19 protein-coding genes are annotated in these 24,535 nt (G+C 62.8%); 9 read left to right on the top strand and 10 right to left on the bottom strand.

The features are described 5' to 3' along the window. Nucleotides 1-5: 5 nt before the first annotated feature. From KO539_RS28220 to KO539_RS28205, 4 genes are all read right to left on the bottom strand, one after another. Nucleotides 6-1,211: an efflux RND transporter periplasmic adaptor subunit gene (locus tag KO539_RS28220; protein ID WP_219313498.1), complete on the bottom strand. Its 1,206-nt coding sequence runs from the start codon at nt 1,209-1,211 to the stop codon at nt 6-8. A gap of 13 nt (nt 1,212-1,224) precedes the next feature. Continuing rightward, nucleotides 1,225-2,457 (bottom strand): TolC family protein, encoded by a 1,233-nt coding sequence (locus KO539_RS28215; RefSeq protein ID WP_219313496.1) that lies wholly within the window; start codon nt 2,455-2,457, stop codon nt 1,225-1,227. 94 nt (nt 2,458-2,551) lie between these two features. Beyond that, nucleotides 2,552-2,920: a cation efflux protein, CzcI family gene (gene czcI / locus KO539_RS28210; protein ID WP_219313494.1), complete on the bottom strand. Its 369-nt coding sequence runs from the start codon at nt 2,918-2,920 to the stop codon at nt 2,552-2,554. Nucleotides 2,921-2,949: 29 nt separating this feature from the next. Further along, nucleotides 2,950-4,497 carry a C13 family peptidase gene (locus tag KO539_RS28205; protein WP_219313492.1) on the bottom strand — a complete coding sequence of 516 codons (1,548 nt, stop codon included), beginning with the start codon at nt 4,495-4,497 and terminating at the stop codon, nt 2,950-2,952. A gap of 185 nt (nt 4,498-4,682) precedes the next feature. Here KO539_RS28205 and KO539_RS28200 point away from each other — a divergent pair, with 185 nt between their 5' ends. Then, nucleotides 4,683-6,638 carry a GAF domain-containing sensor histidine kinase gene (locus tag KO539_RS28200; protein WP_219313490.1) on the top strand — a complete coding sequence of 652 codons (1,956 nt, stop codon included), beginning with the start codon at nt 4,683-4,685 and terminating at the stop codon, nt 6,636-6,638. 292 nt (nt 6,639-6,930) lie between these two features. Here KO539_RS28200 and KO539_RS28195 read toward each other — a convergent pair whose 3' ends face one another. Further along, nucleotides 6,931-8,436: a DUF3369 domain-containing protein gene (locus KO539_RS28195; protein WP_219313488.1), complete on the bottom strand. Its 1,506-nt coding sequence runs from the start codon at nt 8,434-8,436 to the stop codon at nt 6,931-6,933. A 434-nt stretch (nt 8,437-8,870) separates the two neighbouring features. On the opposite strand from KO539_RS28195, the gene KO539_RS28190 reads away from it, so the two are divergent. Further along, nucleotides 8,871-9,374, top strand: a complete 504-nt coding sequence (locus KO539_RS28190) for a DUF3016 domain-containing protein (protein WP_219313486.1) — start codon at nt 8,871-8,873, stop codon at nt 9,372-9,374. 59 nt (nt 9,375-9,433) lie between these two features. Here KO539_RS28190 and KO539_RS28185 read toward each other — a convergent pair whose 3' ends face one another. From KO539_RS28185 to KO539_RS28175, 3 genes are all read right to left on the bottom strand, one after another. Next, nucleotides 9,434-10,234 (bottom strand): ABC transporter substrate-binding protein, encoded by an 801-nt coding sequence (locus tag KO539_RS28185; protein WP_219313484.1) that lies wholly within the window; start codon nt 10,232-10,234, stop codon nt 9,434-9,436. A 41-nt stretch (nt 10,235-10,275) separates the two neighbouring features. Next, nucleotides 10,276-10,719 carry a thioesterase family protein gene (locus KO539_RS28180; RefSeq protein ID WP_099401379.1) on the bottom strand — a complete coding sequence of 148 codons (444 nt, stop codon included), beginning with the start codon at nt 10,717-10,719 and terminating at the stop codon, nt 10,276-10,278. Between the two features lie 119 nt (nt 10,720-10,838). After that, the gene (locus tag KO539_RS28175; RefSeq protein WP_219313482.1) at nt 10,839-12,287 is read right to left on the bottom strand and encodes a PQQ-dependent sugar dehydrogenase; all 1,449 of its coding nucleotides are present in this window, start codon (nt 12,285-12,287) and stop codon (nt 10,839-10,841) included. A 208-nt stretch (nt 12,288-12,495) separates the two neighbouring features. On the opposite strand from KO539_RS28175, the gene KO539_RS28170 reads away from it, so the two are divergent. Both KO539_RS28170 and KO539_RS28165 read left to right on the top strand, forming a co-directional pair. Continuing rightward, nucleotides 12,496-13,602, top strand: coding sequence for an S-(hydroxymethyl)glutathione dehydrogenase/class III alcohol dehydrogenase (locus tag KO539_RS28170; RefSeq protein ID WP_035824324.1), 1,107 nt, complete (start codon nt 12,496-12,498; stop codon nt 13,600-13,602). A 117-nt stretch (nt 13,603-13,719) separates the two neighbouring features. After that, nucleotides 13,720-13,953: a hypothetical protein gene (locus KO539_RS28165; RefSeq protein WP_034784311.1), complete on the top strand. Its 234-nt coding sequence runs from the start codon at nt 13,720-13,722 to the stop codon at nt 13,951-13,953. A gap of 4 nt (nt 13,954-13,957) precedes the next feature. Here the strand turns inward: KO539_RS28165 and KO539_RS28160 are convergent, their stop codons facing one another. After that, nucleotides 13,958-14,962, bottom strand: coding sequence for a GlxA family transcriptional regulator (locus tag KO539_RS28160; protein WP_099401381.1), 1,005 nt, complete (start codon nt 14,960-14,962; stop codon nt 13,958-13,960). A 115-nt stretch (nt 14,963-15,077) separates the two neighbouring features. Here KO539_RS28160 and KO539_RS28155 point away from each other — a divergent pair, with 115 nt between their 5' ends. The 3 genes from KO539_RS28155 to KO539_RS28145 all read left to right on the top strand — a co-directional run bounded on the left by KO539_RS28155 (nt 15,078) and on the right by KO539_RS28145 (nt 19,385). Continuing rightward, complete coding sequence (locus KO539_RS28155) at nt 15,078-18,038, top strand: polymer-forming cytoskeletal protein (RefSeq protein ID WP_219313480.1); 2,961 nt, start codon at nt 15,078-15,080, stop codon at nt 18,036-18,038. Nucleotides 18,039-18,129: 91 nt separating this feature from the next. Then, the gene (locus KO539_RS28150) at nt 18,130-18,828 is read left to right on the top strand and encodes a dienelactone hydrolase family protein (protein ID WP_035824330.1); all 699 of its coding nucleotides are present in this window, start codon (nt 18,130-18,132) and stop codon (nt 18,826-18,828) included. 140 nt (nt 18,829-18,968) lie between these two features. Continuing rightward, a complete protein-coding gene (locus KO539_RS28145) occupies nt 18,969-19,385 on the top strand; it encodes an SRPBCC family protein (RefSeq protein WP_219313478.1) in 417 nt (138 codons plus the stop codon). Between the two features lie 114 nt (nt 19,386-19,499). On the opposite strand, the gene KO539_RS28140 is transcribed toward KO539_RS28145, so the two are convergent. After that, nucleotides 19,500-21,116 carry a M28 family peptidase gene (locus KO539_RS28140; protein WP_219313476.1) on the bottom strand — a complete coding sequence of 539 codons (1,617 nt, stop codon included), beginning with the start codon at nt 21,114-21,116 and terminating at the stop codon, nt 19,500-19,502. A gap of 134 nt (nt 21,117-21,250) precedes the next feature. Between KO539_RS28140 and KO539_RS28135 the strand changes: the two genes are divergently transcribed. Both KO539_RS28135 and KO539_RS28130 read left to right on the top strand, forming a co-directional pair. Then, entirely contained in the window at nt 21,251-22,132 is an 882-nt protein-coding gene (locus KO539_RS28135; protein ID WP_219313474.1) for an alpha/beta fold hydrolase, read from the top strand. A gap of 200 nt (nt 22,133-22,332) precedes the next feature. Continuing rightward, nucleotides 22,333-24,483 (top strand): DEAD/DEAH box helicase, encoded by a 2,151-nt coding sequence (locus KO539_RS28130; protein WP_219313472.1) that lies wholly within the window; start codon nt 22,333-22,335, stop codon nt 24,481-24,483. The last annotated feature ends 52 nt before the right edge of the window (nt 24,484-24,535 follow it).

The following is a 24,535-nucleotide window of genomic DNA, read 5'->3' as shown; positions in this document are numbered from 1 at the left end:
CGTGATCAGTGTTCGTGGCCGGCGGAATCTTTGCCCAGCTCGGACTTCAGGACAAAACTGCCTTGCGCCGCATACGGCGTGCCGGCGGCAAGTCCCTGTTTGATGTGCGTCAATGTGCCATCGCTGCGGCCCAGCACCACGGGCGTGGCCTGGTAGCCATCTTTCACCTGCACGAAGACGACGGGCTTGTCTTCCACCGTCTGGATGGCCGTACTCTGCACGGTGACGGGCGCGTCCGCTTCGCCGGACACCACTTCCACCGTGACGAACAGGCCCGGGCGCCAGGCCATGTCGGGGTTTAACAAGCTGATGCGTGCCTTGGCCGTGCGCGTCTGTTCGCCCAGCAAGGCGCCCACATAGGTGATCGTGCCTTGCGCGCTGGCATCAAATGCGGACGCTTTCACTTCCGCCTTGCCATTCACGCGCACGGTGGCCAGGTCTTTTGCCGGCACGGCGATTTCCGCCCACACGGTCGACAAGTCGGAAATGACGAAGATGTTCGCGTCTTCCTTGACGGCTTCGCCCAGGGTGATGTGTTTTTCCAGCACCATGCCGTCGAACGGCGCGCGGATCTCGTAGCGGTTCAGCGGACCTTTGCTGGTACTCGTGGCGCCCAGGGCGCTGAGTTTTTGCTGCGCGTTCTGCACGGCGATTTCCGCCTCGCGCCACGTTTGCTGGGCCTGCAGGTAATCCTGCTCGGCCGAGATTTTTTCGCGCCACAGTTTTTCTTCGCGCTCATACGTGGAGCGGGCCAGCGACAGGCGCCGCTGCGCCGAGAGCAATTCGCTGCGCTGTTCCGACAATTCCGTGCTGGCGATGACGGCCAGCACTTGCCCCTTTTTCACCAGCTGGCCCAGGTCCGCGTGCACGGCTTCCACCACGCCGGCCAGACGCGGCACGACGTGGGCCGTGCGGTCTTCGTTGAACCGGATTTCGCCGGGCAGGGCCACCGTCGTTTTGATGCGGCCGGGCGCGGCCGTGGCAATGACCACGCCGGCGGCGCGGCTTTGCGTGGCGCTCAATTCCAGCCGGCCTTCCACTTCTTCGTGGCCATGTTCGTCTTTCTTTTCAGCATGTGCTTCCGCCTTGGCGGCAGGGACCGAAGGGGCGCTGGATTTTCCCGTGCCGAGGATGAGGATGGCCAGCACGATGCCGGCGGCCGCGATGGACGCGATGGCGATCGTCTGTTTTTTGTCGAGTTTGATGTTCATGGTCGGGGATTCCTTACAGGGGAGCTGGTGTGCCCAGCAGGCGCTCGATGTCGGCGGCGGCGTGCTGCGCTTCCGTCAGCGCGCGCAGGTATTGGTTTTTGGCTTGCAGCAAGGTGCGCTGGGCATCGAGCACGTCGAGGAAGGCGAACTTGCCGAACTCGAAACCCTTGCTGGCCGCGTCGTAGGCGCTTTGCGCGCCAGGCAAGATGTCCTGGCGCAAGCTTTCCACGTCGAGCCGGGCCGTGGCCAGCCGTTCGATGGCGGCGGCCACGTCCGTTTGCACGGCGATGCGGGCGGCGGCCAGCTCGTCGCTGGCCTTGTCGCTGCGGCGCAGGGCGTCGAGCTTGTTGCCCGCGTTGCGGTCGAACAAAGGCAGCGGCAAGGCCAGGCCGATGATGGCCTGGTTGCGGCCCAGCTCTTCCGAACGCTTCATGCCGATGCTCACCGTGACGTCGGGCGTGGCGCGCCGCTGTTCCACGTCCAGCATGGCTTGCCGCTGGGCCAGCGCGCTGCGCGCCTGGCGCACGGCCGGTGCTTGCCCCAGGCGCGCCGCCAGTTCGCTGGCCGGCGGCAGCTCGGGCAAGGTTTCCAGGCGTCCCTCGGCGATACTGAAGCGTGGCGTGGCGTTGCCCCACAGTGCGGCCAGGCGCTTGCGGGCGCTGGCCAGGGTGCTGCGGGCCAGGTTCAGTTCCAGCCGCACGCTCGCTTCGGCGACACGGGCGCGGGTTTCCTCGACGGGCGAGGCCTTGCCGGCCGTGACCCGTCGGGCCGTGATGTCGCTGGCGCGCGCGGCCAGCGCTTGCGCGCTGTCGGCCAGGCGCAAGCCTTCCTGCGCCGCCAGCACGTCGACAAAGGCGGACGTGACGGCCGCGCGCGTGTCGGCTTGCTGCAGGGACAGGCCCGCTTGCGCCAGGTCTTCACCGCGCTGGGCGACGGCGGCGCGCGCGCCGCGCTTGCCGCCCAGTTCGATCAACTGGTTCAGCTGTACGGTGGTGCTGCGCGTGGCGCGCCGCGTGTCTTCCAGCACGGTTTGCAATTCCGGATTGGGCAAGGCGCGTGCCTGTTGCAGGGCGCCGCCTTGCGCCGCCAGTTCGTGGCGGGCGGCGGACAAAGTGGCGTTGCCGCCCTCTGCCAGGGCCAGCGCGGCGGGTAAGGTCAGGGGGGCGGCAGGCTCCTGCGGAGCTTGTGCATGGGCAAAATTGCCGGCCAGCAGGCCAGCGGAGAGCAAGAAAATGAATCGGTGCATCGAATTCTCCAAAAGCATGGAAAAGAATTCGACGGGACGCGCAGGCTGGCGCCTGACTTAATCAGGCGAAAAGTGAGTGAAACGTCCCGTCGGCCTAGGCGGCCGACGACCAGTCAGGGCGCTTGGGAGCGTCCGGGATGTGGGAAGCGTAAAAGAAGGGAGAAGTGTCCGCGTTGACGGACGCTATGTCGCCGATGGGCAGGCTGGAGCCGGCCGGTAGCCATGCGTGGCCGATGCCGTGGCAGACGTTGCAGTCGCTGTGCGGCTGGCCTTTTTTCTGTTGGTCAGCTACCTTTTTGTCGCCGGCCGGCTGTTTGTCTGACTCGGCCTTGTGCTGGTGGCTGTGGTGGCCCAGGTGCTGCGCCGCCTTGCCTTCCTCGTGCAGGCAATACGCGCTCGCCGCGGCCCAGGACATCTGGAGCGGAAGCACGAACAGCAGCAAAATGAGGAAGAATCGGCGCATGGTGACGGCTATTGTACAGAAAGAAGCGCTTAACGTGGCTGGGCGCGCCATGCCTTCAGCTGCGCGGCGATGGCCTTGCCCTGAAACAGTTGCGGCTCGGAATGCTCTTCCGCCTCCATGCCGCCTTCGTTAAAGTCGGCCGCCTCGCGCGCCCGCACCAGCACCTTGGCCTGGTCGAACGCTTCCGCAAAGCCGGCGCTTTTGGGCAAGGCTTCCTTGAAATACGCTTCGCTGAAATACGTGAAATCGTTCTGGTCGTCGCAGCCGAACGAGGTGCGGTCGCTGCGCGCGGCCGTGATGATGAGGGTGTTGTCATCTTTCAAGGGCGCAATGAAGCCGCCCGCATAGCAGGCCGAGATCACGATGACTTTCCAACGGATGCCGCTGTGCTTGAGCATGGACGCCAGCTCTTGCGCGGGCAGGCTGTGCAGGTCCATGCCGTTTTGCGCCAGCGCCAGTTCGTGCTCGGGCGAGCCGTGGCTGGTGAGGAAGAGGAACAGGATGTCGGTGGCCTTGTCCATTTTCGCGCCCAGGGCGTCGAGGCTGGCGGCGATACTGGTGCGCGTGGCCATCGGCTGCTGCGCCACCGTGTTGCGGCTGTTGACGAGCATCAAGGAGCGGCCCACGGTACCGTAATCGCGGTCGAACTGGCGCTGCACGAAGGCCGTTTCTCGGTGAAACACTTCCTGCGCGCCATCGCCGGCCACACCCAGCAAATACAGATTGATTTTTTTCGCCGCATCGCGCGGGGCGATGCGGGCCAGGGCGCCGTCGAGCAGGCTGCGCTGGTTATACAGGGCCAGCTCGATATTGTCGCGTGTGAGCTTGTCCAAGGCCGGGTCGTCCAGCTGGCCTTCCGTCCAGTTGCCGCTGTCTTCGCGCCGGCCGTCCGCTTGCGCCACGGCATAGCGCAGTACGCCCTTGCCGTCGAACTGGCCATTCTTGAAGCCACCCCGGTATTCGTCGCCGTCGGCCGTGCGCAGCACGCCTTCGCCTTCGAATTTCCAGTCTTTCAGCTCGCCTTCGTAGTGGATGCCGTCGCTGGTGGTGACTTTGGCCTTGCCCTGCACCTGGCCCTGGACGAAGTCGCCTTCGAAGACGGTGCCGTCCGTGTCGGTCAGCTTGCCGGCGCCATGCGGACGCCAGTGCTTGAAATGGCCTTCGAAGGTGGCGCCATCGGCGCCCTGGAAGCGGCCTTGTCCCTCGAAGCTGCCCTTGACGAAGCTGCCTGCATAGATTTCGCCCTTGGGCGAGGTGTAGCGGCCGAGGCCATCGAAGGCGCCCTGGCGGAAGGCCCCCGTGTATTCGACGCCGGACGCCTGGCGCAGCTTGCCCTGGCCGGAAAACACGCCGCGCGCAAAACCTCCTTCGTAGAACGCGCCGCTCGCGTATTCGAGCCGGCCCTGGCCATGCATCTTGCCCGCGACGAGGGGGCCGAAATAGCGTCCGCCATCGGCCGTTTCCGCCGCCGGCGCCTTGGCTGGCGCGGCGCACAGCGGCGGCATGCCCAGCGCGGCAAAGGCCAGCAGGCCGGCGAGGGTGTAGGGGCGAAGCGAGGCGCGTAGCGTGGCGGTCATGAGGACGGTCTGGTCTGTAGGAAGGGGCCTAGTCTGCCACTGTATTGCCAGCATGGCAAATGCGCGCGTGGCGTGTGTTGCTCTGCCTCAAGGCAAGATTCTGCGTTTTATGCCGTGCCAAGGCTGGGCTGAACTGATAATATTGATTTTCAGAACATATACTTGCACAAGGTACATAGTCACCCATGGAAAGCCGTCTCAGCCGCCTGGAAGCCGTTCAAACCGTGTTGCTGGAAATCGGGCAACGCTCGAGCACCTGCAGCGATATCAGCGAATTCCTGCAGGCGGTGCATGCGGCGCTGGGACGCATCATGTATGCGGCCAACTTTTACGTGGCGCTCAGCGACCACGACGACGGCCTCGTGCGCTTTCCCTACTTTGTCGATGAATTCGACGCCGCGCCTGATCCGGATGAGGGCGTGCGCCTGGCCAGCGCCGCGCAGTCGCCCACGGCGTGGGTCATCGTCAACCGCAAGCAACTGGTGATGACGGCCGACGACGACGCCATGCGCGCCATCGGCGGCGGCGCCTGGGGCGGCGGCACGGCGGCCGAGCACTGGATCGGCTGTCCGCTGCTGGACCAGCAGCACCAGGTGCTGGGCGCCATCGTCATCCAGAGCTATGACGCGCAGCACCGCTTCAGCCTGGAAGACCAGGCCCTGTTCGCGCTGATCGCCACGCACGTGTCGAGCGCCCTGCAAGGCATGCAAAGCATGGACCGCCTGGAAAAGGCGGTGCAGGAGCGCACGGCCCTGCTGGCGCACGAGGTGGCCGAGCGGCGCCGCGCGGAAAACCTGCAGCACGCGCTGTATGAAATCGCCAATCTGTCGGCGCAGGCGGCCGACGCGACGACCTTGTACGCGCGCCTGCACGCCATCATCAGCGAGCTGGTGACGGCCAAGAATTTCCTGATCGCCCTGTATCACCCGGACAACAAGGACATCACGATCCCGTATTTCGTTGACGAGAAGGATGCGCAGGCGCCCGTAAAACGTTTTCACTATGGCATCGGCATGAGCTCGTACGTGCTGGCGCGGCGCCAGGCTTGTTTGCTCGATGCCGGCAGCTATGCGGCGCTGGTGGCCAGCGGCGAGATGGACGAGCCGTTGGGCAATGTCGGCATCGCCAGCTGGATGGGCGCGCCCATGCTGCTGGGCGAGCGCAAATATGGCGTGATCATCGTGCAAAGCTATGACGAATCCGTCGTGTATGGCCAGGCCGAACTGGACGTGCTGGCCTTCATGGCCAGCCACGTGGCCGTGGCGATGGCCCGCATCCAGGCCGACAGCGCCATGCGCCGGGCCAAGGAAGCGCTGGAAGAGCAGAACGCGGCCCTGAACAGCGCCCTGAGCGCCTTGCAGGAAGCGCAGTCGGAACTGGTGCGCCAGGAAAAGCTGGCGTCCCTGGGGCGCCTGGTGGCGGGCGTGGCGCATGAAATCAATACGCCGCTGGGCATATGCGTGACGGCCACCAGCCACCTGGTGCAGGAATTGAAACTCACGCGTGAAGACATGGACGGCGGCCAGCTCGATGAAGACGGCTTGCGGCAATTTTTCGACATCATCGACCAGACCCTGCGCATCATGACGACGAACACCCAGCGCGCCGCGGCGCTGGTGCGCAGCTTCAAGCAGGTGGCCGTGGACCAGTCCTCGGACGAATTGCGCAGTTTTAACTTGCGCAAATACCTCGATGAAGTCCTGTTGTCCCTGCAGCCCAAGCTCAAGGGCAAGCCGATCAAGGTGGAGATCGACTGCGCGCCCGAGGTGCAGTTGCGCAGCTATCCGGGCGCCGTCTCGCAGATCGTCACGAACATGGTGGTCAATTCACTGGTGCATGGCTTTGCCGAAGGCGAACCGGGCAAGATCAAGATCAGCGTGCGCACGGCCGGCGAGATGCTGGAACTTGACTACAGCGACGACGGCATGGGCATGGATAGCGCCACCCTGGGCCAGCTGTTCGACCCCTTCTTCACGACCAAGCGCGGTTCCGGCGGCAGCGGCCTCGGTGCGCATATTCTGTACAACCTGGTGACGGGACCGCTGGGTGGGACGGTGAAGGTGGTTAGTGCGCCGGGGATGGGGTTGCATTACAAGATACGTTTTCCGCTCGGCTTCAATGATGTGTCCTTGAAAACCTAAAAATGGCGGGCCGGAGACGCGGGCCTGAGAAAATGCCGATGGCGGCGTTGCAGCTCCTTGCCGTACATGCGTACTGTCTGCGTCGCTGCGCCTTGCCCTCGACATTTTTCAGGCCCGCTTGGCCCGGAGAGCCTGTGTTGGGGGCTTGGGCCGCAGCGTGGTTTGCTGGTTTGCTGGTGTGCGTATTGCTCAGCGACGTAGGTCGGATTAGCGGCAAAGCCGCGTAATCCGACAACATTGTTGACGTGGCCGGTGGTGATGTCGGATTACGCGCAAGCGCTAATCCGACCTACTAATCCGGAAAACGTTGATTCAGCGCCAGCGCTTCATCCAGATTCTCAATCAACAACTCCACATACTGCGGATCGAGGTGGCTGCCGCTCACTTCGCGCAGGTAGCTGACCACGCGCTCCAGGGGCCAGGCGTCCTTGTAGCAGCGCTTGTGCATGAGGGCGTCGAAGACGTCGGCGACGGCGGCGATGCGTGCGTATTTGTGGATGTTGTCGCCGACCAGGCCTTGCGGGTAGCCGCTGCCGTCGTATTTTTCATGGTGCTGGTGGGCGATCACGGCGGCCGCCTTCAGGAGCGGGCGCTGCGAACCGTCGAGGATGGACATGCCCACCGTCGGATGCTGCTTCATGATTTCCCATTCGGCGGCGTCAAGCTTGCCCGGTTTGAGCAGCACGGCGTCGGGCGTGGAGATTTTGCCGATGTCGTGCATGGGCGCCGCGTGGCGCAGCACCATGGTTTCCTCTTCCGACATGCCGGACGCCTGCGCCAGCAGTTGGCACACTTCGGCCATGCGGCGCACGTGATTGCCGCCTTCGTGCGAGCGCGATTCGACCACGTCGCCCAGGCGCAGGATCAGCTCGGCCTGGGTATCGGTGATTTCCTGCGTCAGCAGGATGTTGTCGAAGGCGATGGCCACGCCGGAGCAGAATACTTCCAGCAATTGCGCATCGAGGTCGGAAATTTCTTCCACGCCTTTGAGTACCAGCAAGGACGCCTTGCCGCTGCTGTTGGGAAAGTAGCCGACATAGGTGTCGCCGTGCAGGCGCGAGATCTTGTTGCTCTTCGCATGGTCGAGCTGCGACAGCAGGGAAGGGCTGAGGATGCCGTCGTCCGTGTCGCCGATCTGCGCGAGAATTTCGTAGTCTTGCTCGCCCGTGATGGCGCTGGCGCCGCGCAGGCGCAGCAGCATGCTCGTTTCCAGACGCAGCAGGGCGACGACTTGCTGCAGCAGGCCGCTGGCGAAGTCGCGCAGGTTGCGCTGCTTGAAAATGTGCGCCGAGGCGGCGATGACGCGCTCGAGTCCTTCGCGGTAATGGAGCTGGGCCTGGCGCGCCTCTTCCACCTTCATGATGTCGCGGTAGGCGCGCAGGGCGGCAAAGGTGGTGGTGAACAGCTTGGTGCGGTCGAGCTCGGTTTTTTCCTTGTAGTCGTTGATGTCGTAGTTGACGATCACGCGTTCTTCCGGCGCCTGTCCCGGTTGTCCCGTGCGCAGCACGATGCGCGTAAACTGGTTGCCCAGGTCTTCGCGCATCCAGCGCGCCACTTCCAGGCCGCTGTCTTCGCGCTCCATCACCACGTCGAGAAACACCAGCGCGATGCCTTCTTCACGCGCCAGCACCTGCTTGGCTTCGGCGCCGCTGTAGGCGTGCACGAAACTCAGGGCGCGGCCTTCCAGGCGAAAACGGCTCAGCGTCAGTTTGGTGATGTCATGGATGTCGGGTTCATCGTCGACGAGCAGGACTTTCCAGGGGGGTAACTTGGGTGAGGCTGAAGACAAAAATGACATAAGGGCGAGTTCCGCTAAAAGGCATAACTGACGCAATGCTGAGACGCCCGCGCCAGGCTAGCCTGTGCGCCACTACGGCGTTGCGCGTTTTTCGGGCGCATTTTATCGATTGTAGACTGACGGCTTAGTATTAACAACAAGCAAGAATAATTGACTAAATTCATGCAACATGCATATCAAAAAAGCACTTTAAATCCCTGCTGGCGACACCATCTATACTTTATCGCTTAGGCAACTATATTTTCAAGACAATACTTTGTTTTAATTAATATTGCCAATGAATCTGTAAAAAAGTCTGTGGCCTAAGCCATGTTCGTTGCGCTGTGCAAGAAAAGTAACAATGTATTAGTTTCTCTTTAGAATGAAACTCATTGCGTTATAGTAAAACGTAAACAATGGCCGGAGTGCCATCCACATTCTTGAAAGGACTCATCATGAAAACGAACACAACGCGTACCTTCATTGCTGGTCTTGCCTTGCTGGCGAGCAGTGCCGCCTGGGCGGGCACGGAAGTGCATTTCACCAAGCCGGAACAATTTTCGGACGTGTCTTTCGATCAGACGGAGCGTGAAAAAGTGCTCAAGGACTTGACGGCGCATTTCGAGAAACTGGGAGAGTCGCTCAAGCCTGGCCTGACCCTGAAGATCGATGTGACGGATCTGGATATGGCTGGCCGTGAAAATCCCGCCATGCGCTCCACGCAGGATTTTCGCGTGATGACCGGCCAGGCCGATTGGCCGCGCATGCGCTTGCACTATGTGCTGGAGCAGGATGGCAAGGTCATCGCCAACGCCGATGCGGCCCTGTCCGATATGTCCTATCTGACGCGCATCAATCGCTATGCGAGCGGCGACAAGCTGCGCTACGAGAAGAAGATGATCGATGACTGGTTCTCGAGCACGTTTGGCACGCAAGTGAAGCGTCCGGTACGCAAATGATCTTGCCGTCGCGCGCGACCCGCAGGGCAGCTAATCAACGCAAATAGTCAACGCAAAAGTCAACGCAAGTAAGCCTGTTCGATGCGCGCCTGCTGGCCGCTATGGCGCAGGGCCAGCAGGGCGGCATTCATCTGCGCGATGAAATCGGCCTTGTAGGCCGGCGTGTTGCGCGCGCTGTAGGCGATATAGGTGGCTTCGGACGACAGTTCCAGCACTTCATGCAGGACGAAGCCGTAAGTGGCCAGTTCACCCTGCAGCTGGCGCGCCGTGTGGCGCGCGGCACCGCGGTCGCTGGCGTAGCAATCGATGCGCCGCAAGGCCAGTTTTTTCAGATTGGCTTCATTCCCCTTGGCCGCTTCCAGGTGCAGCAGTCCTTCGCGGGCTGGCGCCATCAGTTTTTCCGAGAGCAGAAAACCCGTATTGACGCCGATGGTCAGGCCGGCAAAGTCGGCGGGAAACCGCGTGCGCGGCGTGCGCATGACGGCCTCATGGCAAAACAGGACCACCGATTCACGGTATAGCACGGCTGAATACGGTTGCACGTACGAGCGTTCCGTTTTGCGTCCGGGCGGAAACAGGCCAAAAACCTGGCCCTTTTCCAGCGCGTCGAGTCCCCGTTTCCAGGGGCGCGGCTGCAGTTCCAGCCGGTAATCTGGCATCGATATGGCCACCTGGCGCAGGATGTCGACATACATGCCCTTGAAGACGCCGTTTTCCACATAGCTGTACGGTGCATAGTCGTCGTCGCCGTACAGGATGACGGTTTGCGGCGCGGCACGGCCGATGCCCGGTGGCGCCATCGCGCAGGCGGCGGCCAACAGGCAGGCGCCGGCGCGGCGCAGGTCAATTTTGCATATCATCCTGACAAGCATACAGGATGACGAGCAGAATGTATCGCGTCTCAGTCGATCCAGTTCACCTGTGGGAACTTGCTGCCGAAATCTTCCGGCATGGGCACGACCTGGCTGCGCTTGTAGTTGAAGAAGACAAAGCCGGACTTGGCCATGGCGATCAGGGTGTTGTCGCGCGGGCGCGTGATGCGAAAGGTAATGTCGCCGCCATATTTATTGAAATCCATGACGCCCACTTCGAACAGCAACTGGTCGCGCGCATGGGCTTCGGCGCGGTAGGTGGTGGCCAGGTCGGTGACGATGATGCCGGTGCCATCCGCTTCGATGTCGCGCACGCCGTACTCGAACAGGAAGCGGGCGCGTGCTTCGGAAATCATGGAAATCATGGAATCGTTGCCGAGATGGTTGCCGGCGTTGATGTCGGTCGTGCGTACCGTCAGTTGCGAGGAATAGCAGTACTGGTCTTCAGGAAATTCAAGTTTCAAACGGGCCATGGTGTTCTCTTGGGCTGGGGCGCAGGGCGCGGCGGAAAAAATCCATTCTAGCCGGTTCCCCGCGCCCCGTCGAAAAACAGTCCCAGCCGCGTGCGCGGGGCCGCTTTACGGGGGTATGCTTATTTGCGCACAATCCTGTACACCTTGCCCGTGCCGCTCAGCATGTACAGCTCGTTTTGCGCGTCCTGGCCAAACGACAGGATATTGCCCACGTTCGTGATGCCCCAGTCTTTCACGGCCGATGCCGTGCCATTGCTATAGCTAAAACTTTTCAGCCAGGCGCTGCAGTAGTCGGAATACAGGTATTGCCCCGCCAGTTCCGGCAAGGCCGCGCCCCGGTACACATAGCCGCCCGTGATCGAACAGCCGTTGGCCGCATCGTTGCTGTACGTGATGGCGGGCAGGACCAGCCCGGCCTGGTTGCAGCTGGCGCTGTTGTAGCATTGCGACCCTTCCATGATGTTCCAGCCATAGTTGTTGCCCGCCTGGCCCACGGGGCGCACGTCGACCTCTTCCCAGTTGGCCTGGCCCACGTCGGCGATGTACAGCAGCTGGGCCGGCACGTCGAAGGCGTAGCGCCACGGATTGCGCAAGCCGTAGGCCCAGATTTCAGGGCGCCCGCCTGCCGTGGCAAAGGGGTTGCCGGGTGGAATGGCGTACGGCTGGGCCACCGTGCTGGCGTTGACGTCCAGGCGCAGCATTTTTCCCAAGAGTACGTTGGTGTTTTGCGCGTTGCCGGGCGGATCGCCCCCGCTGCCGCCGTCGCCCGTGCCCGCGTACAGATAGCCGTCCGGGCCAAAGCTGAGCAAGCCGCCATAGTGGTTGTTGAACGTGGGATGGGGAATCGTGATGATGTTCAGCGCGGACAGGGGATCGGCCACGTTGGCGTTGCCAGCCGACACTTGCCGCCGCTCGATGACGATATCGCCGGCCAGGTTCGTGTAGTACAGGAAGAAATAGCCGTTGCTGGCGTATTGCGGATGGAAGGCCATCGACAGCAAGCCCCGCTCGCCGCTGGTGGTGGTGAGCGTACTGATGTCGAGGAAGGGCGTGGCCAGCAGGTTGCCGTTCTGCACCACGCGGATGCGGCCGGCCCGTTCGATAATGAATAAACGGTTGTCGCCGGGCGGCGCCGTGAGGAAGATGGGCACGCTCAAGCCGCTGGCCACTTCCTGCAGGCGCAGGGCCAGCGCTGCTGTGGCCGCGTACGTGACGGCCGCGCTGGCCGTCGCCCCCGCAGTGACTTGCACCTGCTGCGTGACGGGCGTGGGCGCCAGCGTTCCCGTGCCTTGCGCTACGCTGGCGGCGCTGAGCGTGTAGGCGCCGGGCGCCAGATCCGTGAGCGTGGCGCTCGCCGTCAGCGCCTTGCTGTACGACGCCGGTCCCGTGACCGTGACGGCGCCCGCCACGCCGGCCGGCAAGCCGCCGAGGGTGACCGTCAGGCTGCCCGTGGTGGCACCAGGCGCAGGGTGGTGATGGCCGCCGCCACAGGCGGCCAGCAGGGCCAGGCAGCATGCCAGCAGCAGGGCCAGCCAGGGCCGGGGGAGGCGGAAAGGTAGATGGCACATGTCAGTCTCCTGCGGGAATGACGCAACGGCTGCTCGAGGGGATGTGCCAAGAATGCGCGTCTTTGTGGCGGGAAGTTTGCGCTGGCGCAAACGTGCGGCGGCATCGGACAAATGCGCCGCGTTTTCAGACAAGCGCAGGGCCAGCTGTGCCACCGTGCCGGCAGCCGCCCGATAATGGCGCATCTGAAACCGAGCAGGAATGACACACATGAAAACCAAAGCCGCGATTGCCTGGAAAGCGGGCGCTCCGCTGACCATCGAAGAAGTCGACCTGGCCGGCCCGCGCGCCGGCGAAGTGCTGGTCGAGCTGAAAGCCACCGGGATTTGCCATACCGATTACTACACCCTGTCCGGCGCCGATCCGGAAGGCATCTTCCCCGCCATTCTCGGCCATGAAGGCGCAGGCGTCGTCGTCGACGTGGGCCCGGGCGTGACGACCCTGAAAAAGGACGACCACGTCATCCCGTTGTACACGCCGGAATGCCGCCAGTGCAAGTTCTGTCTGTCGCAAAAGACGAATCTGTGCCAGGCCATCCGCTCCACGCAGGGCCGCGGCCTGATGCCGGACGCCACCAGCCGCTTCTCGCTCAATGGCCAGCCGCTGTTCCATTACATGGGCACGTCGACCTTTTCGAATTACATCGTCGTGCCGGAAATCGCCCTGGCCAAGATTCGCGAAGATGCGCCCTTCGACAAGGTCTGCTACATCGGTTGCGGCGTGACGACGGGCGTGGGCGCCGTCCTGTTCTCGGCCAAGGTCGAGGCAGGCGCCAACGTGGCCGTGTTCGGCCTGGGCGGCATCGGCCTGAACGTGATCCAGGCGGCGAAAATGGTCGGCGCCGATAAAATCATCGGCATCGACATCAACCCGGCGCGCCAGGCCATCGCGCGCAAGTTCGGCATGACGCATTTCATCAACCCGAACGAGGTGGAAAACGTCGTCGATGCCATCGTGCAACTGACGGACGGCGGCGCCGACTACAGTTTCGAATGCGTGGGCAACACGACCCTGATGCGCCAGGCGCTCGAATGCACGCACAAGGGCTGGGGCAAGTCCTTTATCATCGGCGTGGCGGCGGCGGGCCAGGAAATTTCCACGCGGCCATTCCAGCTGGTGACGGGACGCGAATGGCGCGGTTCGGCCTTCGGCGGCGCGCGCGGCCGTACGGACGTGCCGAAGATCGTCGACTGGTATATGGAAGGCAAGCTCAACATCGACGACCTGATCACGCATCGCCTGCCGCTCGAACGCATCAATGAAGGTTTCGACCTGATGAAGAGCGGCGAATCGATCCGTTCCGTCGTGTTGTACTAATCTTATCGGATGTACTCATTGCGCAACACTTGACGGACGGGGCAGGGCGGCACGCTGTACTTCGCTGCCTGCCCCTGCTAGTGTGAAGACATCACCGCCTTGCTTTGGGAGCCGTTCATGTTTGCCACTGCCTACCTCGCCACCTTGCGCCGCATGCTGCCCGTCTTCCTCGGCGCGGCCCTGTCTTCCCTGCTGGCCTTGTGGTGGAGCAATGCCGCCAGCCTCGCCACGCCCGCCATCTGGCTGGCGCTGCTGGCCACGTATCTGCTGTGCGCACTGCTGTTTACGCCGCTGGCCCGGCAGAGCCGCCAACTGGCCACGCGCCACGTGCGTCACGGCAAGCCGCGCTGAGATCCTAGCGCGCCGTGCTGGAAAAACGCTCGCGGTAATCGCGCGGCGTGATGGCGAGTTTCTTTTGAAACAGCCGGCGCAGCCTTTCCTCGCTATGCAAGCCCGCCTGCACGGCCACCTGTTTTAAGGAAGACACATTGTCTTCCAGCAAGCGGCGCGCCACTTCGAAGCGGGCCGTGTCGATGAATTCCGTGGGGCTGGTACCCGTTTCGCGCTGGAATACGCGCGTAAAATTGCGCTCGCTCATGGCCAGCCTGGCCGCCAGCAGCGGCACAGTAAGCTCTTCTGCCAGGTGCTCCATGATCCAGCCCTGCAACTGGCGGATGCTCGGATGCGTCGTCATCTGGCTCGACAGGTGCACGGAAAACTGCGACTGGCCGCCGGGCCGCTTCAGATACACGACCAGGTCGCGCGCCACTTCCAGCGCGATATCGCGGCTGAAATCGTCTTCCACCAGGGCCAGGGCCAAGTCGATGCCGGCCGTCACGCCGGCCGACGTCCAGAATTTCCCTTCCCGCACGAAAATCGCATCGGCATTGACCTGTATCAATGGATAGCGCTGACGCAGGCTGTCCACGGCGCTCCAGTGCGTGGCGGCGCTCTTGCCGTCCAGCACACCGGCCTCGGCCAGGAAGAAGCAGCCCGTGCACAGGGCCGCCAGGGTGTCGATGCGCGGCGCCGCCTCGGCCACCCAGGCGGCGAGGGCGGGGATGTCCTGCAAGACTTGCTCGACGTGGTGGCAGCCGACGATGACGGCCAGGTCGGGCAGGCGGCTGGCATCGAGCGCCTTGCTGGCATGCAGCGACATCAGGGTGTCCGACTCGACCGGGCCGATGGCTGTCGACACGATGCGCACGTCGTAGCCGCCGGGCAGATTGCGCAGGCGCAAATGGGTGTTGGCGTAGTCAAACACTTTCATGGCGCCGATGGCTTCGAGCGCCTTGAAGCCGGGATAGACGATGATGTCGACGGTGCGCAGGGGGAATTCTTTGGGGCTTTGCTTGATCATGCGATATGCGCGAGGGGGATAAATACTGCCATAATGCAACAACAGCGATGGCGTAGGTTAGCATGAAATAACCGGCACGCCTGCTGGCTCCCCACCCACCGGATTCCTCGATATCGTGCGCTTACTTCACATTTTTGCCGCCCTGACATTGCTGCTGGGCTCATCCCTTGCCCACGCGGCCACGCTCAACTTCAATGGCGGCGCCGTCAGCAACTGCAGCCAGAGCCAGGATGGCTTGCAATACACGTGCACCTCGCTGGCGCTGACCTCCACCGACGTCATCGTCATCGGCAGCGCGTATGCCGTGACGGTCAACAGTTCGCTGGCGATGAGCTACAACCAGGGCTTGACGATGAGCGGCAATGCCACGCTGACGGTCAAGGGCAATCTCGATATCAAGGACATCAATCCGCCGAACCTGAAAGTCACGGGGGGCAACCTGACAGCCGAGGGCGGCACTTTCCTCATGGGCGCGCAGGAACAGACCATCACGGCAAATGTTTCCGCCACGACCATCAAGATGGGCTCGAACAACGTCAAGGTGACGGGCAAGATCAGCGCCAAGGGCCCCGTGGAAATCGCCTCGGGTTCCGTCATCAACGGGCCGATCAGCGGCACCATCGTCAATATCCTGCCCGCCAGTACCCGCATCCAGGGCGATATCACGGCCAGCGTATCGCTGACCATCGGTTCCGGCAGCCAGGTGACGGGCAATCTGAAATCGCCGACGATCGACCTGAAGGCGTCCGGCCTGCTCGTCACGGGCGACGTCGACGCTAGCAATTCCCTGTCGATCGCCTCCGGCAATGGCATCAAGGGCAATGTGGACGCCGGCGAGGTGACGCTCGACTCGTCCAACGCCTATATCACGGGCAACGCCAAGGTCGACCACATCACTCTGGGCTGGCAGGGCCGGGTGCAGCAAACCATCACCTGCAAGGCATATACGCCATCGAACCCGTGCAGCTGCGTGACGAACAATAGCGGCTGGGCCTTCAATGAACCGATGGGGCCGAAATGCGGGCCCGGTACGCCGAGCGGACTGCACCATTTCCAGATCGAGCACCCGCTGACGGCGCTCACTTGCCAGGTGCCCACGGTGAAGGTAACAGCCTGCGCCGATGCCAGTTGCAGCGCGGTCTACAAAAATGGCGTGAATGTCACCGTCAGCCCGGGCGGCGAGTCGACGCCGATCGATACCAGCGGCGTCAACGCCAATGTCACGGTGCGCCAGACCACGGTGGGCATGGCTACCCTGAGCCTGGTCAGCACGCCCGCCACGACGGGGGCGCTGGTGTGCAAGAGCGGCGGCAACACGAGCAATTGCCAGATCAGCTTTCTCTCCAGCGGCTTCCAGGTGAGCGGCATTCCGCGCTACGCGGAAGTGCCGTATAAATTGGAAATCAGCGCCTTGCAAGTATCACCCAACAATCCGACCGCTTGCGTGACCATGTTCGCCGGCCAGAACAAGGACTTGAACCTGACTTGTGCGTACAGCAATCCGGACAAGGGGACATTGCCTGCGCGCATCTTTGACAGCGCCAAAAATAGCTATGTTGCCCTGGCGGCCAGCGACCAGAGCAGTTGCAGCGGGACGAGCACCAAGGTGAGAGTGACGTTCGACGCCGATGGCGTGGCCAAGCCGAACATGCTGTATGCCGATGCGGGAGCGCTGCTCCTGACGGCCTCTTACAAGCCCGATAGCGGCAGCGACAAAGGTTTGGACATGAGCGGCAGCGGCACGGTCATCGTGGCGCCGCAGCAATTCCTGTTGACGAAGCTGGCGCCGACGCAACGCGCTGGCCTGGCGGCAGCGCCTCTCGTGGCGGGGACGCCCATCACGTTATCGGCCGTCAACGCGCTCGGTGCCGTGACGAAGAACTTTGGCAACGAAAGCGGTGTCGCGGTGCAAAAAGTCGTGCTCGGCAATATCCTGCTGGCGCCGGTCTACGAAAACCCGGACGTCAACAAGCCGAACAATCCTACGGTCGGCGGCGATCTCGATTTCGTGAAGAAAGGGGGCGTCATCGCGGCGCCGCCGCTGGTCTGGCCCGAAGTGGGCAAGATCAATTTCACGGCCGCGCTGCAATACGGTTATCTGGGCAGCGGCCTGACGTCGCAGGGGACGAGCGATGCCGTACTCTTTTATCCGCACCACTTTGTGACGGAACTGGTGGTCAAGAAAGTGGACCTCCCGGGGGGGACGAAGACGGAGTTTCCTTTCCCGTGCAGCGCGCCGTTCGTGTGTGCCGGCGACCGTGCCGTGTATTCGCGCCAGCCTTTCGATCTGACCATCCGTTCCCAGACCTCGGGTGGCGTGGACACCAAGAATTTTGACGCCAGGAATGACGTCATCAACAAAACGCAAGTGACGCTGGTCCCGTATGACGCGGCCACGGGGAAGAACAGCTATCCGCCCACGGCGCCATCGGGTAGCACGCTGACGGATGGGGCAAAAGCACCTGCGGCCGTGACGGGCGTACCCGTCAGCAGTTTCAGCAATGGCGTTGCCACGCGCTCCATCGCCTACAGTTTCCCTTCCGCCTATGCCGTGCCCAAAGAGCCAAAGGCACTGGCATCGCCGACGGGGCTGCTGCTGCGCGCGACGTATGCCTACCCGGCGGCCGGTAATGTGAGCTCGGCGCCGGCCGATGGCAAGGAAGCGCAGCTGACCGTGCTCACGGGCCGCCTGATGGTGCCGCATGACTACGGTTCCGAGCGCTATCCCGTGCGTCTGGCGGTGCAGGCGCAGTACTGGGATGGCAAGACCTGGGTCACCAGTCTGCTGGACAGCATCAGTGCGTTCGACAACACGCTGGTGGTGTTTGCCAATTGCAAGAAAACCCTGGTATGCAAGGACTTTTTATTACCCAATAACACTATTGTTACTTATACGGTCGACAAGGGCATCTTGCCGCCAAATAGACGCCTGATCCTGGCGGCGCCCGGCGTCGGCAAGAGCGGCAGCGTCGATGTTTCCGTGCCCGGCATTGCGTACTTGCCCAGCACCGTGGGCACCGTCGTCTTTGGCGTCTTCAAGTCGGGTCCCGTGATTTACCTGCGCGAGATGTATTAGCCTGAACCAAGGGCGGGGGCAGGCAGCGCGAAAAACCAGTAACATGCCTGGCTGTGGCATTTCCTCCCCCAACCTCAGACTGGAGTTTTCTATGAGCACAACTTCGCAGTGGATCGATATCGCCGGCCCGGACGGCAGCTTCCAGGCTTACCTGGCCGTGCCGCATGTGGGCAAGGGCCCCGCCATCATCCTGTTGCAGGAAATTTTCGGCGTCAACGAGCACATCCGCGCCGTGGCCGACCAGTACGCGGCCGATGGCTACGTGGTGCTGGTGCCCGACCTGTTCTGGCGCGCCGGCGCACACATTGAGCTCGGCTATGACGCGGACGGCTGGAAGCGCGCCGTCGAACTGATGCAGGCAACCGACAATCCGCAGGCGGACGCCGATATCGCCGCCACCGTTGCCGCCCTGCGCGCGCGTCCGGAAGTGACGGGCAAGCTGGCTTCCGTCGGCTACTGCTTCGGCGGCCGGCTGTCGTTCCAGGCAGCCGCGGCCGGCCTGGTCGATGCGGCCATCGCCTATTACGGCGGCGGCATCCAGAACAAGCTGGACCTGGCTGACAACATCAAGGTGCCGCTGCTCATGCATTTCGGCGGCCAGGACAGCCATATCCCGCCGGAAGCCGTGCAAAAGATCGCCGAGCGTTTCGAAGACCGGCAAGACGTGGAAATCCATATCTACCCGGGTGCCGAGCACGGTTTCAATTGCACCCACCGCGACAGCTACCAGCAGCGCGCCGCCGCCCAGGCGCATGGCAATTCCCTGATTTTCTTGGCGGAAAATCTGTAAGGTAGCCACCCCAGGCTGGCCAGTTGCCATGGTTTGCTCAGCAGCAAAGCCGCATGGGCGCTAAAATAGCGGCTGTGCCGGGCAACTCCGGCCGGCCGGGCGCGGCGCCCGGCAAACCTGGATGAGGAACCGAATTAAAGATGGCCCAAGTAATTGTTTCTGTAACATTGGCGGCAAGCGCCGAAAGAGTGTGGGATTTTATCGGCGGCTTCCAGTCGCTGAATGAATGGTCGAGCTCCATCAAGACCAGCTTGTCCGAGCACGGCGGCAGAGTGCGCCGTCTGAAAACCACAGACGGCGCCATCATCGCCGAACGCCTGCAAAGCTACAGCGAAGCGGACAAGAGCTACAGCTACACCATCGTCTCGGGCCCGATCCCCGTCAAGAACTACCGTTCCACCCTGCGCGTCACGGGCGAACCGGGCGCGAATGAATGCGTGGCGCAATGGTCGAGCGAGTTCGACGCGGCCGAAGGCGTGGAAGAGGTCATGGTGGGCGCGTTTCAGCATCTGTATGAGACGGCGTTTGTCGACCTGAAACGCATCATGGCGATTTGAACGCTCGTAGGTCGGATTAGCGGCAACGCCGCGTAATCCGACACCACCACCGGCGCCAACAATGTTGTCGGGTTACGCGGGGCGATGCCCGACTAATCCGACCTACGCTTGACGTTACCGCTTTACTTTGCCAAACGCCTCGCCCTTGTTCCATGTCGGCAACTGCTTTTCATTCGCCACTTCATAGCCGAGGTTCAAAGTAAATTGCGCCTGCTGCACCATGCCGGACAAGTCCCACGACGGGTGGTATTCATCGGTGACCTGGTGGTAATCCTTTTTAAACGCCACCAGGCGCTCGCCTGAGGCTTTGGGCTCCTGGACGAAGTCGAACGAACCGTCGCCGGAAAACACGGCCGAGCCCACGTTGAAGGCGGGCACGCCGGCCTTGGCAAACGCAAAATGGTCGGCCCGGTAAAACGCGCCGGACAGGTCGGGGATGGTCGGCGCCAGGCGCAGGCCCATGCGCTTGGCCACCCTGGCGGCGCTCGCGTACAGGCTGCTGCGCTCGGCGCCGGCCACGCCGATGTCGTGCGTCTTGCCGACGAAATTCATGCTGTCGAGGTTCAGGTCGGCGGCCGTCTTGGCCAGTGGCCACAAGGGCTTGCGCGTGTAGGCCGTGCTGCCCAGCATGCCCGTTTCCTCGCCGGCCGGCCACAGGAAGATCTGCGTGCGCCGTGCCGGCTGTTTCACCGCCACTTGCGCCATGGCCAGCAAGGCCGCCGCGCCCGAGGCGTTGTCGATGGCGCCGTTGTAGATATGGTCGCTCTGGCCGCTGCGTTGGCTGCCTTCGTCATCCTTGCCCAGGTGGTCCCAGTGGGCCGAGTAGATGACGGCTTCGTCCTTCAATTTCGGGTCCGTGCCCGGCACGATGCCGGCCACGTTGAATTGTTCGATGCTGCGCACCTGGCTATCCAGTGCCACCTTGACCGTCGCGTTCAAGGCGACGGGGCGGAATGCGCGCGTTTCCGCCTGTGCGCGCAAGGCGTCCAGGTCTTGTCCGCCGGCCTGGAACAGGGCGCGCGCCATGTCTTCCTGCAGCCAGCCTTCCATCGCATTGCCCGCGCCAGCCAGGTTGAAGCGCTCATGGCCGAAACCGTTGGCCGGCACCGACCACGGATACGACGCTGATGCCGTCGTGTGTATCAGCAAGACCCCGGCGGCGCCTTGGCGCAGCGCTTCTTCGTACTTGTAGACCCAGCGGCCGTAATACGTGAGCGACTTGCCGGCGAAGCGCTGCGGTTCGGCGCTGGTCGGCTGCGGGTCGTTGACCATCATGATGACGAGTTTGCCCTTCAGGTCGACGCCCTTGAAATCGTCCCAGTTTTCTTCCGGGGCGCGAATGCCGTAGCCGGCAAACACGACGGGCGCGTCGAACGCCACTGTCTGCTGGCCATTCGCCGCGCCAAAGACGATGTCCTGGCCGAAGGAGGGAGACAAGGTCTTGCCACCCGCGCTGAACGTCACTGTGCTCGATGGCAAGGCCTTGCTGCCGACGATGGTCAGCGCCTGGCGGTAGCTGCCATCCTTCAACGGTTGCAGGCCGGCCACGGCCGCCTGCGTTTCCAGGTAGCGCACGGCCAGGTCGCCGCCGCGCTGGCCCGTGCCGCGTCCTTCCAGCAAATCGTCGGCCAGGAAGGACAGATGGGCGCGCAGGGGCGCCTCGGCAACGAGCGGCTGGGCGAGGGTAGCCGTGCTGAACAGGCTGGCGGCGAGGACGAGGGGAAAGCGCATGACAACTCCAAAAGTGAATACGGGAAAGCAAAGCAGCGGCAATCTTACTCTACCGCAATGCTCCAGCGTAGCGCGCGGCGTGCGTGCGCCATTGCGGCCACAATGGCTGCTGGTTCACCGACAAGGAGCGTTCCATGACATCCCCTGACTTGCATTCAAACAATACCCTGCGTACCGCCGACGGTACATTGATCTACTACAAGGACTGGGGCAGCGGCCCGCCCGTCGTCTTCAGCCACGGCTGGCCCTTGTCGTCCGACGCGTGGGAAGACCAGATGTTTTACCTGGCCTCGCGCGGCTACCGCGTCATCGCGCACGACCGGCGCGGCCATGGCCGTTCCAGCCAGCCCTTCGACGGCAACGACATGGATACCTATGCCGACGACCTGGCGGCCCTGATCGCCGCGCTGGACTTGACGGGCGCCACGCTCGTCGGCCACTCGACGGGCGGCGGCGAAGTGGCGCGCTACATCGGCCGCCATGGCACCGGGCGCCTGGCTGGCGCCGTGCTCGTGGGCGCCGTGCCGCCGCTGATGCTGCAGACGGACGACAATCCGCTGGGCTTGCCGCTATCCACCTTTGACGCCATCCGCGCCGGCGTGCAGGCCGACCGCAGCCAGTTTTTCCGTGACTTGAGTGTGGCCTTCTATGGCTACAACCGGCCCGATGCGAAGCCCTCGCAGGGCGTGCGCGATGGTTTCTGGCGGCAAGGCATGCAGGCGGGCATGCCGGCGTCTTACCTGTGCATCAAGCAATTTTCCGAGACGGATTTCACGGCTGACCTGGCCAAATTCGATGTGCCGACCCTGGTGATCCATGGCGACGACGACCAGATCGTACCGATCGCCGCTTCGGCGCGGCGCACTGCCGAGCTCATCATCGGCAGCAAGCTGCTCGTGTATGCGGGCGCGCCGCACGGTCTGGCGACGACGCACAAGGACAGGCTGAACGAGGACTTGCTGGAATTTTTGCGCCACTCGGTCGATGCGGCAAGCAATATCGAGGCGCACCTGTAAAACCGGCATATCCATTGCAAAACACATAATATTGTTTGATTTTTGCACCAATTGCGTGCGGATCGCCGATTTTTCTGCGTTTTAGAATGCAAAAAATGGCGTTCTGCCGCCTCGTTCCACCCGGTAAGGTCCAGTAAAGAGTAAACTAGCAGATACACTCTTTCGCATTGGGCGATTCGAGCGAACTTGTGAGTGATTTCATGTCTGATACACCAATTTCCTTATTTTCCGACCTTAACCTGAGCGAGCCGCTGATTCGCGCGCTCAAGGATGTCGGTTACGAAACACCGTCGCCTATCCAGGCGGCCACGATTCCATTATTGCTCGCGAACCGCGACGTGCTGGGCCAGGCGCAAACAGGCACGGGTAAAACCGCCGCCTTCGCCTTGCCGATCCTGTCGCGCATCGATCTGAAACAAAGCTCACCCCAAGCCCTGGTCCTGGCACCGACGCGCGAACTGGCCATCCAGGTCGCCGAAGCGTTCCAGGTGTACGCCGCCCACATCCCCGGCTTCCACGTGTTGCCGATCTACGGCGGCCAAAGCTACGGCCCGCAGCTGTCGGCCCTGCGCCGCGGCGTGCACGTCATCGTCGGCACCCCAGGCCGCGTCATCGATCACCTGGACAAGGGTTCGCTCGACCTGTCCAAGCTGAAAACCCTGGTGCTGGACGAAGCCGATGAAATGCTGCGCATGGGCTTTATCGACGACGTCGAACGTATCTTGAAAGAAACCCCGGAAGGCCATCAAACGGCCCTGTTCTCGGCCACCATGCCTTCCGTCATCAAGCGCATCGCCACGACCTACCTGGTGAACCCGGCCGAAGTGACGGTCGCCGCCAAGACGGGCACGGCCGACAACATCCGCCAGCGCTACTGGCTGGTGTCGGGCATGCACAAGCTCGACGCGCTGACCCGCATCCTGGAAGCGGAAGCGTTTGACGGCATGATCATCTTTGCCCGCACCAAGCTGGGTACGGAAGAGCTGGCCGGCAAGCTGCAAGCGCGTGGCTTCTCGGCTGCCGCCATCAATGGCGACATCCAGCAAGCGCAGCGCGAGCGCACGATCCAGCAGTTGAAAGACGGCAAGATCGACATCCTCGTGGCAACCGACGTGGCCGCCCGCGGCCTGGACGTCGAGCGCATCAGCCACGTCGTCAACTACGACGTGCCGCACGACCCGGAAAGCTACACCCACCGCATCGGCCGCACGGGCCGCGCCGGCCGCAGCGGCGAAGCGATTTTGTTCATCACCCCGCGTGAAAAGAACTTGTTGAAAGCCATCGAACGCTCGACCCGCCAGCCGATCGGCATGCTGGAACTGCCAACGATCCAGGCCGTCAACGACGTGCGTATCGCCAAGTTCAAAGAGCAAATCAGCGAAACCCTGGCCTTGGGCGAGCTGGAACAGTTCCAGTCGCTGATCGAGGATTTCGAGCGTGAGCAAAACATTCCCGCCATCGAAATCGCCGCCGCCCTGGCGAAGATGGCGCGTGGCAATACGCCGCTGCTGCTGGACAAGAACAAGGCGCGCGAGCAAGCCACGTGGCAGGACGACCGTCCTGTGCGCCAGGATCGTTTTGAGCGCAACGACCGTCCGGAACGGGGCGACCGCTTCGACCGCAACGAGCGCAGCGAACGCCCGGCCTTCCCGAAAAAGGAGCGCATTCAACGTCCAGCCGACGCCGGCATGCAGACCTTCCGCATTGAAGTCGGTCATCAGCATGGCGTAAAACCAGGCAATATCGTGGGCGCCATCGCCAACGAAGCGGGCATCGATTCGAAAAACATCGGCCGCATCGAAATCTATGACGACTACAGCGTCCTGGACTTGCCAGACAGCATGCCGAAAGAATTGCTGGATCAGCTGAAAACCGTGTGGGTCGCGGGCCAGCAGCTGCGCATCAGCCGTGACGGCGACGCGCCGGACCTGGCGCCGCCAGCCGCGCCACGCAAGCCGTTTGCCGCCAAGTCCGCGCCAGCGTTCAAGGATGCACCAGCGGACGCGGGCGAGGCAGCCCCAGCGCCGCGCGCGCCGAAGAAGGAACGTCCACGCCCGGGCGTGACGGCTTACCGCATCGAAGTGGGCCGTGAGCACGCCGTGACGCCAAGCAACATCGTCGGCGCCATCGCCAACGAAGCGAACCTGGAAGCCAAGCATATCGGCCGCATCGATATCTTTGACAACTACAGCGTGCTGGATCTGCCGGAAGGCATGCCGCCGGAAATCCTCGACCACCTGAAATCGGTCGTCGTCTCTGGCCAGAAACTGCGCATCAGCCTCGATGACGGCACGACGGAGCGCAAGCCTGCGCCACCGCGTCCGAAGTCGCCGCGCAAAACCTTTAAGTAATCCATCCACACGGGCGCTCCGGCGCCTGTGTCGCGGATTGGAGACACATCCC

This window comes from Janthinobacterium sp. NKUCC06_STL (assembly GCF_019345455.1).
In the GTDB taxonomy this organism is placed as follows: domain Bacteria; phylum Pseudomonadota; class Gammaproteobacteria; order Burkholderiales; family Burkholderiaceae_D; genus Janthinobacterium; species Janthinobacterium rivuli.
The sequence above is the reverse complement of the archived record's forward strand: the minus strand, read 5'-3'. Positions and strand labels throughout refer to the sequence as shown.